The sequence below is a fragment of the Streptomyces sp. NPDC002790 genome, assembly GCF_040295505.1.
GTDB lineage: Bacteria > Actinomycetota > Actinomycetes > Streptomycetales > Streptomycetaceae > Streptomyces.
The window spans coordinates 1-15386 of record NZ_JBEOVM010000053.1; the positions used below are offsets into that span (position 1 = coordinate 1).

Sequence of the window (15386 nt, forward strand, 5' to 3'; positions counted from 1 at the left end):
CGCGCTGCGTTGGGGGGTGGGGTGCGGTCCCCGGGGCCCGGCAACCCCTCCCCGTTCATGTGCGCTGCGCGCGGTTCGTTGCGTGGAGAGATCGCGTCGCGGCTCTCAGTTGGGTGGGGGGTTTGCGCAGTTCCCCGCGACCCTAAAAGCGGTCGCGGAGGGTCGTGCGGCCCTGGTCCGTCAGTGAACCGTGCACGCGCATCCGGGCCACGCCGCCGTCGGGGAACGCGTCGAGGCGTACGTGGGTGGCCACGACCTCCTCCGGAAGCGGGAAACGGTGCAGGGTGTCGGGCTGGAGCTGGGTGCGGGGGATGATCTCGAACCACTCGCCGGTCTCGCCGTCCCGGCCGCTCAGCGCGATCCAGCCGGCCGAGTTGCCCTTCAGATACGCCGTGTCGATCTCCACGGCGCGGATCGTGCCCTGCGCCGCGAGGCGGAAGCGGACCCAGTCGTTGGTGCCGCGGACGCGGCGACGGCGGTTCTCCCAGCCGTCGTCCATCTTCTGCGACGTGCCCGGCAGGATGATCTGCGTCGGCGACGAGTAGAACTTGTCGGACGCGTCCTCGTAGGAACCGCCGTTGAGCACCGACGCCAGGTCGAACGTGCCGAGCAGGTCGAGCCACTCGGGGTCGGGGACGACCTCGCCGTGCACGCGCAGGCGGGCGATGCCGCCGTCGGGGTGCTGGCAGACGCGGACGTGCGTGTAGCGGCTCTCGCTCGTGATGGTGAAAGCGTTCGCCGCGTGGCCCTTGACCTGGCTCTTCGGGACGATCTCCTCCCACTTCACGTCGTCGGCGAGCAGCTCGGCGGGGCCGGGCGAGCCGGGCACGTTCGCGGCCTGGATGCTCACCTTCTGCGGGTAGTTGCCGCGGAAGTGGGCGGTGTCGACGATCACGCCGCGTATGACGCCGGGCGCGCCGAGCCGCACGAGCGCCCAGTCGTGCTCCTCGGGCGCCGGGAACGGGGAGTCCGCAGTCCCCCTGCGCCTGCGGGTCTCCCAGCCGTCCATGACCTTGCCCTTGTGCCCGAAGTGCTCCGGGTCGAACACCGCACGGTGGCGCAGCAGCAGGTTCTCGCGCATCGCGAAGAACTCGTCGTTCGCGGCGATGACACCGCCGCCGAGCCGCCGGTCGGCGAGGTCCACGAGATCGGTGAACGTGTCGGCGTCACCGAAGGTGCGGTAGTCCGCGTACGGGTCGCCGCCTCCGTAGGGGGCGGCGTCGTTGGCGTGCGGGTCCTGGTCCTGGGCGTCCTGGGCGGGTGTCGTCTGGGTCATGGACCCACTCTCGCGCGCGACAAGCCAAAGGTCCATCGAAAGTTTTCGAGGTGGCATTTCAGTTTTACTGAAAGGTCCACTTGTCGGGAGACCGGGGAGCGGCTCACTGAACGGTCAGCGCCTCCAGGACGCGCCGCACCGCCGTCCCCTCCTCCGAGCCCTTCCGTACGGCCGCCACCACATGCCGTACGGGACGGTCCGCGCCGAGCGGGCACATCACGACGCCGTCCCGGCGCGCCGCCGCCATCCGCGGTACAAGGGCGACCCCCATCCCGGCCTCCACCATGGCGAGGATCGCGGTCCACCCCGCCGCGCTGTGCGCCTGCTCCGGCACGAAACCGGCGGCCTCGCACGCGGCCGTCGTGATCTCCGACCAGGGCCCGGACCCGCCGAAGATCCACGGCTCACCGGCGAGGTCGGCGAGCCGCAGGCCCGGCTCGCCGGCCAGCGGATGCCCCACCGGAAGCGCGACGTCCAGCGGGTCGGCGAGCAGCGGCACCCGTGTGAACTTGGGGTCGCGGGGCGTCGGCGCGTGCGCGGCGAGCGACAGGGCGAGGTCCACGTCGCCGGTGGCGAGCAGTTCGTACGCCAGCCCGGCCTCCGCCTCCCGCACCCGGACGGTGATGCCGGGGTGCGCGGAGCGCAGCTGCCGCACGGCGGGCACCACGAGCGCGGGCACGGCGGTGGAGAACGCGGCGACCCGCACCGTCCCCGTCTCGCCGTGCGCCCACTGCGCCAACTCGGCGTCGGCGCGCTCCAGTTGGGCGAAGACGACCTCCGCGTGCCGCAGGACGAGCTGCGCGGCGTCGGTAAGGCGCACCCGCCGCCCCTGCGCCTCCAGGAGCGGCACGCCGAGCTGCTTGGCGAGGTTGGTGAGCTGCTGCGAGACGGCGGACGGCGTCATGAGCAGCGTCTGCGCGGTGGCGGTGACGGTGCCGCACTCCCGCAGGGTGCGCAGGATCACCAGCTTCTTCACGTCCCACCGGTCGGTCCCCGGCACTCGCTTCTCGCTGCTCATACGCCACAACGTATCCGCTCGCGCGGCGGTCCTACGCTGACCTCATGGCACCCACGGCACACCTCCGCCCGGCCCGCCCCGACGAGGCGGGCCGGCTGTCGGCCCTCGCGCTGCGCTCCAAGGCCCACTGGGGTTACGACGACGCGTTCATGGCGGCGTGTGTGGAGGAGCTGACGCTGCACCCTTCCGAGGTCGTGCGCCGCCGCACGACGGTCGCCGAGGCCACCGATGGCGGCTCCGGCCGGCTCCTCGGCCTGGTCACGCTCGAAGGGGCGCCGCCGGTGGGTGAGCTGGGCCTGATGTTCGTGGACCCCGACGCGATCGGGCTCGGGGTGGGCCGGCTGCTCTTCGACCACATGCAGGACACGGCGCGCGAGGCCGGGTTCAGAGCGGTGAGCTGGGCGGCGGACCCGAACGCGGTGCCGTTCTACGAGGCGATGGGCGGGCGGCACACGGGCGTGATCCCGTCGGGCTCGATCCCGGGGCGCACGCTTCCTTTGATGGAGTTGCGGCTGTGACGGCGCTCAGGCGAGCAGCCGCGGGACCGCCCTCACGTAGACCACCATGCCGACGACCTCGACCAGCGTCTGCGTGACGACGACCACCGCGGCGACGGCCAGCGGGTCCGGCAGGGACAGGGCGAGGGGCAGGACGACGAGGGAGTTGCGGGTGGCGCCGGTGAACACGACCGCCCGGCCGGAGGGCACGTCGAGCCGGAACAGGCGGGCCACGGCGCGCCCCGCGAACGCCATCACCAGCAGGAACAGCACGTAGAACGGCACGACGCGCAGCACGTCCCCGACGTTGTCGTCCAGCTTGGGGATCTGGGAGGCGACGACGGTCAGCAGGGTGGCGGCCATGAGCGGCACCATCGCCGTGCCGATGGCGTCGGAGGCGCGCTGCCCGGCGGGGCGGCGGGCGGCCCAGGCCTGCGTGAGCCAGGCGAGGGCGAGCGGCACGACGATCAGCGTGAGGAAGGCCCGGACGAAGGGCCCGGCCTCCACGACGTCGCTCAGGCCCGACCCCATGAACAGGTAGAGGTAGCCGGGCAGCAGCACCATCTGCGCGAGCAGCAACAGGGGTGTGGCCGCGAGCAGCCGTTGGCTCGCGGCGCCCGCGAGTCCGCTGAAGACGATCACGTAGTCGACGCACGGGCAGAGCAGCACGAGCAGCACACCGAGGCGCACCGCGTGGTCGTCGGGCAGGAACGTGAACATGGCGGCGACGACGAGTGGGACGACGAGGAAGTTGACGCTGAGTGCGGCGCCCAGGAAGCGGCCGGAGCGCAGTGACCGGAGCAGTTCCCTGGCGGGGACCTGGAGGAAGGTGACGTAGAGGAGGGCGGCGAGGACGGGGTTGATGACGTGTTCGAGACCGGGGCCTGCACCCGGGGCGGCGAGGCCGACCACGGCGCCGGCCGCCAAGGCGCCGAGATAGACGCCTACTTGCCGCCGCTCCATGGCCTCGCCCACCTGGGCCCCACGCATCGCACTCACGCCCCGACGGTACCCCTCCGACCTGCACGAACCCCCACCCCGCCCCTTCCCGAAAGTCCTGCCGGACGGGCCTGCTCAATCGCCGCAGGGGCTCCAATGGAGCCCCGTACTTGTGACGAGAGCCCGCGGGGTCCGGGGCGGAGCCCCGAGGCGTCAACCCCGGGGCAGCGCGCGCAGCCACTCCACCAACAGCTCGTTGACCTCCGCGGGACGCTCCTGCTGGAGCCAGTGCCCCGCCCCGTCCAGAACATGGGAACCCACAAGCCCCGGCAACGTCTCCGGATACGCCGCAATCGCCTCCGCGAGCCAGACCGTGGACGCATCCGCCCCACCCCCGATGAACAACGACGGCTGCCCGATCGCCGCCCCGTCGTACGCCGCCAGATCCTCCCAGTCCCGATCCATGTTCCGGTACCGATTCAGCGCCCCCCGCACCCCCGTACGCTCGAACTCCCCCGCATACACGTCGAGTTCGGCCTCACCCAGCCACCCCGGCCGCTCCCCCGGGAACCGGTCCCGCATACGCCCACCGCCCCGCGCGATGAAGTGCGGGTCGGCCGCGCCCGCCCCCGGCATCGTGTCGCCGGAGAGCGCCGCGTAGATCCCGCCCAGCCACCCCCGCACATCCGGTTCGATCTCCGCCTCCGCCCGCCCCGGCTCCTGGAAGTACGAAACGTAGAACTCCTCCGCCCCGCCGCCCATCCCGGCGAACACCTCACTGGGCCGCGGCCCGCCCCGCGGCGCGTACGGCACGCTCAGCAGGCCGACCGCCCGGAAGACCTCCGGATGGACCAGCGCCGACGTGGCCGCGATGTTCGCGCCCCAGTCGTGCCCGATCACGACCGCCGATTCCTCGCCGAGGGCCCGCACCACCGCGACGTTGTCCTCGACGAGCTCCAGCATCCGGTACGCGGCGATGTCGTCGGGCCGCGAGGACCGCCCGTACCCGCGTACGTCGATGGCGACCGTCCGGTATCCGGCGGCGGCGATCGCCGGGAGCTGGCGGCGCCACGAGTACCAGGACTCGGGGAACCCGTGCAGGAGCAGGACGAGCGGGCCCGTCCCCTGCTCCACGAGGTGGATGCGGCCGGCCGGCGACGGCACGAGGCGGTGGATCGGTTCGGGCAGGTCGGGCAGAACGGGCAGGTGGGGCATCGCTTCCTCCGGCTCCTGGGAATTCCGTGTCACCCTTCGATCCTGCCGCTACACCCGCCGGGACCTCCGCTTTGTTGCCGCTTCGGCAAACCGCGGCGCCCCGACCGACGCCAGCACCACCCCGCCCAGGATCAGCGCCATGCACCCCACCTGCGCCCACCCCATCGACTCCCCGAGGACGACGTACGACAGCACCGCCACGCACACCGGCTGCAGGTAGTACACGACGCCCGCCCGCGCCGCGCCCACCAGCGCGATCGCCTTGTTCCACGCGAAGAAGGCGACCGCCGATGACACCACGCCCACGTACAGCAGCGGCAGCGCCGTTCCCGCCCGCACCTCGAAGCCGCCCTGCACCGCCACGCTCGCCGCGTACACGGGCAGCAGCATCAGCGCGCCGAGCACGAACGTCGCGAACAGGAAGGCCACACCGCCGAGTTCGCGCGGCTTGCGGCGCAGCAGCGCGCTGTACGAGCCGAAGCACACGGCCGCCACGACCACCCACAGGTCGCCGGGCGCGAAGTCGGGCGTCAGGGAGCCCTTGCTCACCAAAAGCACAACTCCCGCACAGGCGACCAGAGTTCCGGCCACCCGACGCGGCCCGAGCCGCGCCCCGCCGAGCCGCTCGTACACCGCCATGAGCACCGGCGACGCGGCCATGATCATGCCCATGTTGCCGGCGGAGGTCGTCAGCCCCGCCTGGTTGACGAGCGTGTTGTAGACCGCGATGCCGAGCAGCGAAGCCAGCGCCACGAACCCCAAGTGCCGCCGCAGCAAGGCCCGTTCACGCCACGCGGCCCGCGCCCCGAACGGCGCCACCGCCACGATCGCCACCACCCAGCGCCAGAACGCGTGCTGGATCGGCGGCACGCTGTCGTGCAGCCCGCGCGCGGTGACGAAGCTGCCGGACCAGACGACCGTGGCGAGCACGGCGAGCGCGAGCCCGACACCGAGCCCGCCGGCCGCGCGGCCCGCCGCCGCGCTCGGCTCCACCGGTCTACGGGTACGGTCCAGGACTGCCATCAGGGTCGGACCTCTCGCGATCGGGGTCTGTTACCCCGTTACCGTCGCAGCGCCCCACCCATCACGTCCATCGAAACTTTGCGTCGATTACTTTAAGCACAAGTGAACATACTGACCATGTGCTATCCCTCCAGATACGCGAGCACCGCCAGCACCCGCCGGTTGTCGCTCTCCCCCGGATACAGGCCGAGCTTCGTGAAGATGTTGCCGATGTGCTTGGTGACGGCCTTCTCCGTGACGACCAGTGCCTCGGCCACCCCCGCGTTCGACCTGCCCTGCGCGAGCAGCGCGAGCACCTCGCGCTCGCGGCCGGTCAGGGAGCCGATCCGCTGGTCGCGGACCTTGCGGGCCAGCAGCTTCGACACCACCTCGGGGTCCATCACCGTGCCGCCGCCCGCCACCTGGTGGATGGTGCGCAGGAACTCGGCACCGTTCGTGACCCGGTCCTTCAGTACATAGCCAACCGCTCCCGCGCCGTCCGCCAGCAACTCCCGCGCGTACAGCGGCTCCACGTACTGGGAGAGCAGCAACACCGGTAGTCCCGGGATCTGTTCGCGGGCGGCCAGTGCCGCGCGCAGGCCCTCGTCGCTGAAGTCCGGCGGCAGCCGCACGTCGACGATCGCGACGTCCGGCCGCTCGGCGACGAGCGCCTTGCGCAGCTCGAGGCCGTTGTCCACGGCGGCGACGACCTCGTGGCCGTACGCCGCCAGGAGCCGCACGAGACCGTCCCTCAGCAGGAAGTGGTCTTCGGCGACGACAACGCGCACGGCACCTCCATGGAGATCTGGGTCGGCCCACCGGCCGGGCTGTTGACGGCGAGGACGCCGTCGAAGGTGGCGAGTCGCCGCTCGATTCCGGCGAGGCCGCTGCCCAGGGCCGGGTCCGCACCGCCGCGGCCGTCGTCGATGACGCCGACGCGCAGGGCCCCGGTCCCCGCGTCGTAGGCGATGTCGATCCACAGCCGCTCGGCCTCCGCGTGCTTGGCCGCGTTGGTGACCGTCTCGGCGATCGCGAAGTAGACCGCCGATTCGACCGGCGCTTCCAGGCGGGCCGGGAGCTCGACCGTGACCTCCGCCGCCAGCGGGCTGAGCAGCGCCAACGACCTTACGGCGTCCGCGAGTCCGCGGTCGGCGAGGACCGGCGGGTGGATGCCGCGGACCAGGTCGCGCAGCTCCTGGAGCGCCGCGGACGAGGAGGCGCGGGCCTCGACGAGGAGCGCCCTGACGGCCTCCGGGTCGTCGCCCAGGCGGTGCTCCGCGGCGTCCAGGGTCATGCCCATCGCGACGAGCCGGGCCTGCGCTCCGTCGTGCAGGTCCCGCTCGATGCGGCGCAGTTCGGCGGCCGAGGTGTCCACGGCGTCGGTGCGGGTCGCGGACAGATGGGCTATGCGGGCGGCCATCAGCTCCTGCTCGGTCGGGGAGAGCGTGGCGCGGACGAAGCGGGCGTGGCGGTCGACCGTGCAGGGGGCGAGCCACAGTCCGGTCTTGCCGACGACGAGGCCGAGCAGGCCCGCCATCAGGCCCGTCGGGACGTCCTCGACGTGGAGGAACAGGTACCAGAGGCCCTACCAGCCCGCTTCCTGGGACAGGTACGAGCCGAAGACGGCGAGGAAGAGGCCCCACAGGCCGTAGAGAATGAGCGCCCCGGGAACGCAGGCGATGAGGCCGCCCACGAAGGAGTACATCGTCGTCCAGCGCCACTCGCGGAACCGCTGGGCGTCCCCGAACACCCAGCGGTAGCGGGCGAACGGACCGATGCGCTCCCTTTCCTTCCCGAGCACCGGCGCGGGCGCCGACTCGACGGCTATGCCCGACCACGCGGCCGCGAGGGCCCGCTCGCGGTCCACGACGCGGCGCATGCCCGCGGCGGCCCAGGGCAGCAGGCCCGGGACCGGTGTCCATATCGCGATGTGCAGCATCGTCGACCAGTGCATCGCCACCATGGACAGCCACCACAGCCGGTGGCACCGCCTGACCGCCTCGACCCGCTTCATGTCCCCAGCTCCCCCAACTCGACCGCGCCTTCGGCTGCTTGCCGTTACCGCAATGAGTATCCGGCGAACACCTCGGGGACGTCGGTGGACTTAACTCCCCCTTCCGCCCCCTCGTCCCGGGCCCACGCCGCGTATCCGTCGGGCCGCACCAGGAGCGCGGTGCGCCGCTCGCTCGCCCAATGGGCGACCCGGAGGCCGTCCAGCTTGTCCGGCGAGCCCTGGGGCAGGATCAGCACGAACTCGCCCGCGCGCAGGGCCTCGTAGAGCCTGGTCCCGCCCTGCAGCGCGACGTCGGGGACACGCCTGCCGACGAGCGGGTGGGCGCCCCTGGGAGCCGGGTAGCGGAAGCCGATGCCGGTGAGCTGCCCGACCACGCGGGCGCGGGCCGGGCGGGCCCTGGTCACGGCCTGGGTGAGGACCGAGCGGGCCGCGAGTGTCCAGGGGCGCTTGGCCATCGCCAGGCGGACCAGGCCGCCGCTGCTGCGCAGCACCGCCTTGCCGACGGGGTGGCGTTCCGCCTCGTAGGTGTCGAGGAGCTCCGCGGAGGCCCGGCCGCTCACCACGGCCGCCAGTTTCCAGCCGAGGTTCGCCGCGTCCTGGATCCCCGTGTTCATGCCCTGGCCGCCCGCAGGCGTGTGCACGTGGGCGGCGTCACCGGCCAGCAGCACCCGGCCGACGCGGTACTTCGGCGCCTGGCGTTCGTCGCTGTGGAAGCGGGACATCCAGCGGGCGTCGTGCATGCCGTAGTCGTCGCCGAGGGCGAGCCGGGCGGTCTCCTTGATCTCTTCGAGGTCGAGGGGAGCGTCGTCGGACACGTTGTGCGCGCGGTTCCAGGCGATCACCCGGTAGTAGCCGTCACCGAACGGGGCGATGAAGGCGAAGGCGTCGCCGACCGTGTTCACGGTGAGGACGTTGTCGGGCTGCTCGCCGAGCCGTACGTCGGCGAGGACGACCGAGCGGATGACGGACTTCCCGGGGAACGGCAGACCCACCGCCGTCCGCACGGAGCTGCGCATTCCGTCGGTGCCGACGACGTACGCCGCACGCAGGTCCTCCGGCTCCCCCTGCGCGCGTACGTGGAGCGTGACACCGTCCGCGTCCTGCGCCAGGCCCGTCACCTCGGTCTCGTACGCGAAGGTGACCCCGGCGTCGACGGCCCGCCGCTCCAGGAGCTTCTCGACCTCGTACTGCGGGACGACGAGGAGGTGGTTGAAGCGCGTGGGCAGCTCGGCCAGTTCGAGGAAGAGGCTGCCGAACAGGCGCAGCCGTTGCAGCTGTTGGCCCTTGGCCTCCAGCTCGTCGGCGAGGCCACGCGCGTCGAGTTGTTCCAGCGTGCGGGCGTGCACGGCGAAGGCGCGGGAGAGGTTGCTGGTCCGGTGGGGGCGCCGCTCGACGAGGGTGACGGGAACGCCCGCGGCGGCGAGGTCACCCGCGAGCAGCAGTCCGGTCGGGCCCGCGCCGACCACGATCACTGAGCGGGTGTCGTGCGATGAGCCAGTGCTGTCCATGAGGCCTCCAGAAGCGGTCACGCCCGGATCGACCCGCTCATCCTGCCCGCACAGACGCGTCGAGGGCACCCGCCGCGACCGAACGCGACGGGTGCCCTCGACGGGAAGTCGTTGGGAGGCGGAGCCTCAGCTCTGCTTCTGCTGCTTGCGGGACTTGTCGCCGAGCGTGACCAGTCCGGCGATCACCAGGAACAGGACGATCGGCGCGGCCACGTAGAGGCCGAGCGTCTCGATCACGCTCAGGCCCTTACCCGGGTCGTCGCCGTCGTCGCGCGTGAGCGCGAGCGCGGGGGACGTCATGAGCAGCATCATCAGCGTCGTACCGGAGGCCAGGGCGCCGGCGCGCAGAGCGTTCTTTTTGTCCACGAGCCAAACGTAGCGAACGCCTAAACGGGGCGCGCGTCCGGGGGGCCTGTAAGGGGCGGTTCGGCTCCCGCGCGTGCCGTTGCGAACACGCCGAGCAGGGCGTGCGCGCGGGGTGACGCGGCGAGTTCCTCCAGGGTGACGGGCCGGCCCGTGGCGTCGGCGACGGGCAGCCGCCAGTTCGGGTACTCGGCCCAGGTACCGGGCAGGTTCTGCGGGCGCCGGTCGCCCACCAGGTCGGGCAGCCACACCCCGATCATCCGGGCCGGTGTACTCAGCAGGAACCGGTGGACCGCCCGCACCGCCTCCTCCTCGCCGTGCGTCCCGGAGGCGAGCAGCCCCGTCCGGGCGAACAGGGCGAGCCACTCCGCCACCTCGGCCGCCGTCTCCGCCCCGCTCGCCGTCGACAGGCCGAGCCGCTCGCGCAGCCGTACGTCGTCGCCGCTGAGGCGTGCGGCGGTGGACGGCAGGTCGTGGGTGGTGGCGGTGGCGACGCAGTCCGCGCGCCACGCCTCGGCGGGGACGGGCCGCCCGTCGCCCTCCCAGTCGCGTTCGAACCACAGCACGGACGTGCCGAGCACCCCGCGCGCGTGCAGCGTCCCGCGCACGCCCGGCTCGACGGTGCCGAGGTCCTCCCCAATGACGTACGTGCCCGAACGCGACGCCTCCAGGAGCAGCACGGCGAGCATGGCCTCGGCGTCGTAGTGGACGTAGGTGCCCTCGGTCGGGGGTTCGCCCTGCGGGATCCACCAGAGCCGGAACAGACCCATCACGTGGTCGATGCGGATGGCGCCGGCGTGCCGCATCAGATTGCGGAGCAGATCGCGGAAGGCGGCGTAGCCGGTCTCCGCGAGGCGGTCGGGGCGCCACGGTGGCAGGCCCCAGTCCTGGCCGCGCGCGTTGAACGCGTCCGGGGGCGCGCCCACGCTGATGCCCTGCGCGAAGACGTCGCGCTGCGCCCACGCGTCGGCGCCGCCGGGGTGCACGCCAACGGCGAGGTCGTGCACGAGCCCGATCTCCATGCCCGCCTCGCGCGCCGCGCGCTGGGCGGCGGCGAGCTGCCCTTCGGTGAGCCAGGCGAGGCGGGAGTGGAAGTCGACGCGGTCCATCAGCTCCCGGCGGGCGCGCTCGGTGGCCGCCGAGCGCGGGTCCTGGAGGGCGGCCGGCCAGGTGTGCCGGTCGGGGCCGTGCACCTCGGCGAGCGCGCAGTACGTGGCGTGGTCCTCCAGGGCCGTGCCCTGTTCGGCGAGGAAGTCGCAGTAGGAGGCGCGGCGGCCGGGGGTGAGCGGCACCTGGTGGACCGCTTCGAGCGCCGTCCGCTTCAGCGCCCACACCGCGTCCCGGTCGATCAACTCGCCCTTGGCGAGCACCGCCTCACGCAGCCGGGCGGCCTCCCTGGCGTGCTGAGGGACGTAGGCGTACTCGGGGATGTCCTCGATCCGCAGGTGGACGGGGTCGGGGAAGCGCCGGGAGGAGGGGCGGTACGGAGACGGGTCCGTGCCGCCCTCCGGACCTGCGGGCACCGCCGCGTGCAACGGGTTGACCTGGAGGAATCCGGTGCCGTGGGTGCGGGCCGACCAGGACGCCAGGTCGGCGAGGTCCGCGAGGTCGCCCATGCCCCAGGAGCGGGTGGACAGCAGCGAGTACAGCTGGACCAGCAGGCCGTGGGTGCGCCGCGGCGGGGTGGGGGCCTGCGCGGGGGCGGCGATCAGGTGGGCCTCGGCCGCGCGCCCGTCGGGCGCGGCGACGCGCAGCCGGTGCGTTCCGAGCGGTGTGGCGGTGCCTGGGTCCCAGGGGTCGAAGCGGTCCCCGCCCTCGGGCCGCAGCCGCAGCTCGGCCCCTGCGGGCAGGCCCGCGATCCAGCGCGGCACGCTTCCGTCGTCCCACACGACGACCGTCGGCGGCAGCAGCCGCTCGGGCGGCTCGGCCGGGTCCGCGGTGACATCCACGCCGAGCGCCGCGAGGGCCGCCGTCACCGCCACGTCCGAGGCGTGGACGGTGCGGCCCGGCGCCGGGGAGTAGGAGGTGGCCACTCCGTGCAGCGCGGCGAGCCGGGCCTTCGTCATGTACTCAGCCGGCGGCGAGGCCGCTCGGGCAGCCCGCGGCGAGGCCGTTCGGGGTGGGCTCGGAGGTGAGCGGCGCCTCGTCGTTCATGGGCGGCTCGGAAGTCAGTGGGGTGTAGTCCGCGAAGGCGGGCTCGCTGGTGAGCGGCGATTCGAAGGAGCAGGTGCTGGTGACGTCGGCGTCGTCGAGCATGCTGAGGTCCGCCTGTTTGGAGAGGGCCGAGAGCAGGAGCTGAGCTGATGCGGCCACGGGGGCCTCCTTCGTCGTAAGGCGTCGGGAATCGGAAGCCCTACCCAGGATGCACGGGCGCAGACCTTTTCCACGAAAGAACGTGTTGCTGGTCACATTGTGTACGACGAAAGGAACTTGGGTCCAAGGCCGGGACAACCGAAAAAACTCCCGTCCCACCAGGCAACTCGTCGGTAGGGGCGATTCCGCCCGTCGACGGCTGCCTCCCTTCTATTCTTGTCCCTCTTGAGTCGGGTTCGAACCATGAGGAGTACGCCGTGCAGCAGCTGCGGCGCAGGAAGAGGGCGGCCGCCGTCGCGGTCGCCGTCATCGCCGGGACGCTGGGCGGGGCCACAGGGGCCGTGGCCACCCCGCCCAAGCCAGGGACGTCCACGGGCGACATGAAGCCGGACGTGAAGCTGCCCGCGGTGTGGCCGCGACCGCAGTCCCTCAAGGCGTCGGACCACACGGACGGGGTCACGGTCCCGGACGAGGTGACGCTCCTGGCGCCGCCGGGCTCCGACCCGTACGCCGTGGACGCGGTGCGCAAGACGCTCGCGGACGCGGGGGCGCGGGACGTCCGGCAGGTCCACACCGAGGCCGACGTGCCCGGCGGCGCGCGGCTCGTGGTGCGGCTCGGCACCGGGGCCCCGGGGGCCAGGACCGCCGCCCGCCACCACTCCCCCGAGGCGGGTCCGCTCGACGCGACCCTGCGCGGACTCGGCGCGAGCGCCCGCGGCGATCTGCCGTCCGGCGGCTACCGGCTCGCCGTGGGCCGCGTGGCGGGGACGCCGACCGTCGCCGTCGAGGGCGTCGGCGAGGACGGCCTGTTCCACGCGGCGCAGACATTCCGGCAACTGATCGACGGGCGGACCGTCGCGGGGGTCGTCGTACGGGACTGGCCGGGCACGGCGGTCCGCGGACTGACCGAGGGTTTCTACGGCACGCCGTGGACGACGGAGCAGCGCCTGGCGCAGCTCGACTTCATGGGCCGCACCAAGCAGAACCGCTACCTGTACGCGCCCGGCGACGACCTGTACCGCCAGGCCCGCTGGCGCGAGACGTACCCGGCCGCCCAGCGTGCCGGTTTCCGCGCGCTCGCCGAGCGGGCCCGCGCCAATCACGTGACGCTCGGCTGGGCGGTGGCTCCGGGCCAGGCGATGTGCATGTCGTCGCCGGACGACATCAGGACACTCACCCGCAAGCTCGACGCGATGTGGGCGCTCGGGGTGCGGGAGTTCCAGCTCCAGTTCCAGAACGTGTCGTACAGCGAGTGGCACTGCGAGTCGGACGCGCGGGAGTTCGGCTCCGGGCCGGGTTCCGCGGCGAAGGCGCAGGCGAAGGTCGCGAACACGGTGGCGAAGCACCTGGCGGCCCGTCACCCGGGCGCCGGGCCGCTGTCCCTGATGCCGACCGAGTACTACCAGGACGGCACGACGGAGTACCGGACGGCGCTCGCCCGCGACCTGGACGACGCGGTGGAGGTCGCGTGGACGGGCGTCGGCGTGGTGCCGCGCACGATCACCGGCCGTGAACTGGCGGGCGTACAGGGCGCGTTCGGCGGCGGGCACAAGCTGCTCACGATGGACAACTACCCGGTCAACGACTACGCGCAGGACCGGATCTTCCTCGGCCCGTACCGGGGCCGGGAGCCCGCAGTGGCCTCCGGTTCGGCGGCGGTGCTCGCCACGGCGATGGAGCAGCCCGCGGCCTCCCGCATCCCGCTGTTCACGACCGCGGACTACGCCTGGAACCCGCGCGACTACCGGGCACAGGAGTCCTGGCGGGCGGCGATCGACGACCTGGCGGACGGCTCCCGGGAGACACGGCAGGCGCTGAACGCCCTCGCGGGCAACGACGCGTCGTCGGTGCTCGGCGCGGACGAGTCGGCGTACCTGAAACCGCTGATCTCGGCGTTCGGGAAGGCGCGTACGACGACGGACGCGGCCGGCACCAAGAAGACGGCGGCGGCCCTGCGCGACGCGTTCACCCAGATGCGCCGCACGCCTTCGACTCTCGATGGCACGGACCTGGGCTCCGAAGTCCGTCCCTGGGCCGACAAGTTGGGCCGCTACGGACAGGCGGGCGAGGCCGCGGTCGACATGCTGGAGGCGGCGAGCCGCGACGACAAGACGGCGGCGTGGAAGGCGGCACGCCGACTGTCCGCCCTCCGCAAGGACTTGGACACGTCGCACGTCACGGTCGGCAAGGGAGTCCTCGCCCCGTTCCTGACGCACGCCGAAAAGGAGTTCGCCTCCTGGTCGGGCACGGGCCACTCCGATGCGTCGAAGGGCGCGAAGGCCGAACTCCCGCGCCCCCGCGCCCTGTCCACGGTCACGGTCCTCACAGAGCCCGGCACCTCGGGCACGGTCGAGGCGTACGTCCCCGGCACGGGCTGGAAGCGGATCGGCGCGCTCGCGGCCGGCGGCTTCACGGAACTGAAGGCGCACGGCACCCGCGCGGACGCGGTACGTGTCACGGGCGCCTCCGCCGACGCGGTGTCCCACGTGGTCCCCTGGTACGCGGACTCCCCCGCGGCCTCCGTGACCCTGGCCCGCACCGAGGCGGACGCCGAGATCGGCGGCGCGCCGCAGCGGTTGACGGCCCACCTGACGGCGCAGCGCCCGGGCGCCGTACGCGGCCGCCTGACGGCGAAGGCCCCGCACGGCATCAAGGTCGACCTCCCGCACCAGTCCGAACTCCCGCGCGGCACGAGCGTCGACGTACCGGTGAAGGTGACGGTCCCGTCGACCACCCCGGCGGGCACGTACGAAATCGCTTTGCACTTCGGCGCCGAAACCCGCACCCGCACCCTCTCGGTCCGCGCCTACCCCCGCACGTCGGGCCCCGACCTGGCCCGCTCCGGCAAGGCCTCCTCATCGGCGGACGAGACCCCGGACTTCCCGGCGGCCGACGCCAACGACGGCAAGCCGTCGACCCGTTGGTCGTCCCCCGCGAAGGACGGCGAATGGTGGCAGGTGGAGTTCCCCGACCGGGTTCGCCTCGGCCTGGTCACCCTCCACTGGCAGGACGCCTACGCCAAGCACTACCGCGTCCAGACCTCCCCCGACGGCCACACCTGGCGCACGGCGGCGACCGTCCGGGACGGGCAGGGCGGGCGCGAGTCGGTGCGGATGGACGCGAAGGGGGTGCGGTTCGTGCGGGTGGTGGGGGACGAGAGGGCGACGCGGTACGGGGTTTCGTTGTGGTCGGTGGGGGCGTATGGGGTGGCGGACTGAGGTCGGCGATGTTCCGCGTCGGC

General features: G+C 72.8%; 14 protein-coding genes. 2 read left to right on the plus strand and 12 right to left on the minus strand.

Features of this window, described 5'->3' with window-relative positions; genetic code table 11:
* Positions 1 to 142: 142 nt before the first annotated feature.
* Positions 143 to 1276 carry an allantoicase gene (gene alc, locus ABT004_RS22340; RefSeq protein ID WP_351339623.1) on the minus strand — a complete coding sequence of 378 codons (1134 nt, stop codon included), beginning with the start codon at positions 1274 to 1276 and terminating at the stop codon, positions 143 to 145.
* A 103-nt stretch (positions 1277 to 1379) separates the two neighbouring features.
* Complete coding sequence (locus ABT004_RS22345) at positions 1380 to 2294, minus strand: LysR family transcriptional regulator (protein WP_351339625.1); 915 nt, start codon at positions 2292 to 2294, stop codon at positions 1380 to 1382.
* 44 nt (positions 2295 to 2338) lie between these two features.
* On the opposite strand from ABT004_RS22345, the gene ABT004_RS22350 reads away from it, so the two are divergent.
* Positions 2339 to 2812, plus strand: coding sequence for a GNAT family N-acetyltransferase (locus ABT004_RS22350; RefSeq protein ID WP_351339628.1), 474 nt, complete (start codon positions 2339 to 2341; stop codon positions 2810 to 2812).
* 6 nt (positions 2813 to 2818) lie between these two features.
* On the opposite strand, the gene ABT004_RS22355 is transcribed toward ABT004_RS22350, so the two are convergent.
* The 10 genes from ABT004_RS22355 to ABT004_RS22400 all read right to left on the minus strand — a co-directional run bounded on the left by ABT004_RS22355 (position 2819) and on the right by ABT004_RS22400 (position 12145).
* Positions 2819 to 3781 (minus strand): arsenic resistance protein, encoded by a 963-nt coding sequence (locus tag ABT004_RS22355; protein WP_351339723.1) that lies wholly within the window; start codon positions 3779 to 3781, stop codon positions 2819 to 2821.
* A 162-nt stretch (positions 3782 to 3943) separates the two neighbouring features.
* A complete protein-coding gene (locus ABT004_RS22360; RefSeq protein ID WP_351339630.1) occupies positions 3944 to 4945 on the minus strand; it encodes an alpha/beta fold hydrolase in 1002 nt (333 codons plus the stop codon).
* Positions 4946 to 4993: 48 nt separating this feature from the next.
* Positions 4994 to 5968 (minus strand): DMT family transporter, encoded by a 975-nt coding sequence (locus ABT004_RS22365; RefSeq protein WP_351339633.1) that lies wholly within the window; start codon positions 5966 to 5968, stop codon positions 4994 to 4996.
* A 122-nt stretch (positions 5969 to 6090) separates the two neighbouring features.
* The gene (locus ABT004_RS22370) at positions 6091 to 6735 is read right to left on the minus strand and encodes a response regulator (protein WP_351339635.1); all 645 of its coding nucleotides are present in this window, start codon (positions 6733 to 6735) and stop codon (positions 6091 to 6093) included.
* Positions 6699 to 7484, minus strand: coding sequence for a sensor histidine kinase (locus ABT004_RS22375; RefSeq protein ID WP_351339637.1), 786 nt, complete (start codon positions 7482 to 7484; stop codon positions 6699 to 6701). The genes ABT004_RS22370 and ABT004_RS22375 overlap by 37 nt, the downstream gene beginning before the upstream one ends.
* Before the next feature lie 48 nt (positions 7485 to 7532).
* Complete coding sequence (locus tag ABT004_RS22380; RefSeq protein WP_351339640.1) at positions 7533 to 7961, minus strand: hypothetical protein; 429 nt, start codon at positions 7959 to 7961, stop codon at positions 7533 to 7535.
* 44 nt (positions 7962 to 8005) lie between these two features.
* Positions 8006 to 9523 (minus strand): FAD-dependent monooxygenase, encoded by a 1518-nt coding sequence (locus ABT004_RS22385; RefSeq protein ID WP_451192246.1) that lies wholly within the window; start codon positions 9521 to 9523, stop codon positions 8006 to 8008.
* 72 nt (positions 9524 to 9595) lie between these two features.
* A complete protein-coding gene (locus tag ABT004_RS22390; protein ID WP_351339646.1) occupies positions 9596 to 9835 on the minus strand; it encodes a hypothetical protein in 240 nt (79 codons plus the stop codon).
* A 20-nt stretch (positions 9836 to 9855) separates the two neighbouring features.
* Positions 9856 to 11898 carry a 4-alpha-glucanotransferase gene (gene malQ, locus ABT004_RS22395; protein WP_351339649.1) on the minus strand — a complete coding sequence of 681 codons (2043 nt, stop codon included), beginning with the start codon at positions 11896 to 11898 and terminating at the stop codon, positions 9856 to 9858.
* Positions 11899 to 11902: 4 nt separating this feature from the next.
* A complete protein-coding gene (locus ABT004_RS22400) occupies positions 11903 to 12145 on the minus strand; it encodes a hypothetical protein (protein ID WP_351339652.1) in 243 nt (80 codons plus the stop codon).
* A gap of 257 nt (positions 12146 to 12402) precedes the next feature.
* Between ABT004_RS22400 and ABT004_RS22405 the strand changes: the two genes are divergently transcribed.
* Positions 12403 to 15363: a glycoside hydrolase family 84 protein gene (locus tag ABT004_RS22405; protein ID WP_351339655.1), complete on the plus strand. Its 2961-nt coding sequence runs from the start codon at positions 12403 to 12405 to the stop codon at positions 15361 to 15363.
* Positions 15364 to 15386 lie beyond the last annotated feature (23 nt).

Bases quoted from the DNA above. Each gene is read 5' to 3' on its own strand.
- alc (WP_351339623.1), bottom strand. From the start codon at position 1,276: ATGACCCAGACGACACCCGCCCAGGACGCCCAGGACCAGGACCCGCAC.
- ABT004_RS22345 (WP_351339625.1), bottom strand. From the start codon at position 2,294: ATGAGCAGCGAGAAGCGAGTGCCGGGGACCGACCGGTGGGACGTGAAG.
- ABT004_RS22350 (WP_351339628.1), top strand. From the start codon at position 2,339: ATGGCACCCACGGCACACCTCCGCCCGGCCCGCCCCGACGAGGCGGGC.
- ABT004_RS22355 (WP_351339723.1), bottom strand. From the start codon at position 3,781: ATGCGTGGGGCCCAGGTGGGCGAGGCCATGGAGCGGCGGCAAGTAGGC.
- ABT004_RS22360 (WP_351339630.1), bottom strand. From the start codon at position 4,945: ATGCCCCACCTGCCCGTTCTGCCCGACCTGCCCGAACCGATCCACCGC.
- ABT004_RS22365 (WP_351339633.1), bottom strand. From the start codon at position 5,968: ATGGCAGTCCTGGACCGTACCCGTAGACCGGTGGAGCCGAGCGCGGCG.
- ABT004_RS22375 (WP_351339637.1), bottom strand. From the start codon at position 7,484: ATGGCGGGCCTGCTCGGCCTCGTCGTCGGCAAGACCGGACTGTGGCTC.
- ABT004_RS22380 (WP_351339640.1), bottom strand. From the start codon at position 7,961: ATGAAGCGGGTCGAGGCGGTCAGGCGGTGCCACCGGCTGTGGTGGCTG.
- malQ (WP_351339649.1), bottom strand. From the start codon at position 11,898: ATGACGAAGGCCCGGCTCGCCGCGCTGCACGGAGTGGCCACCTCCTAC.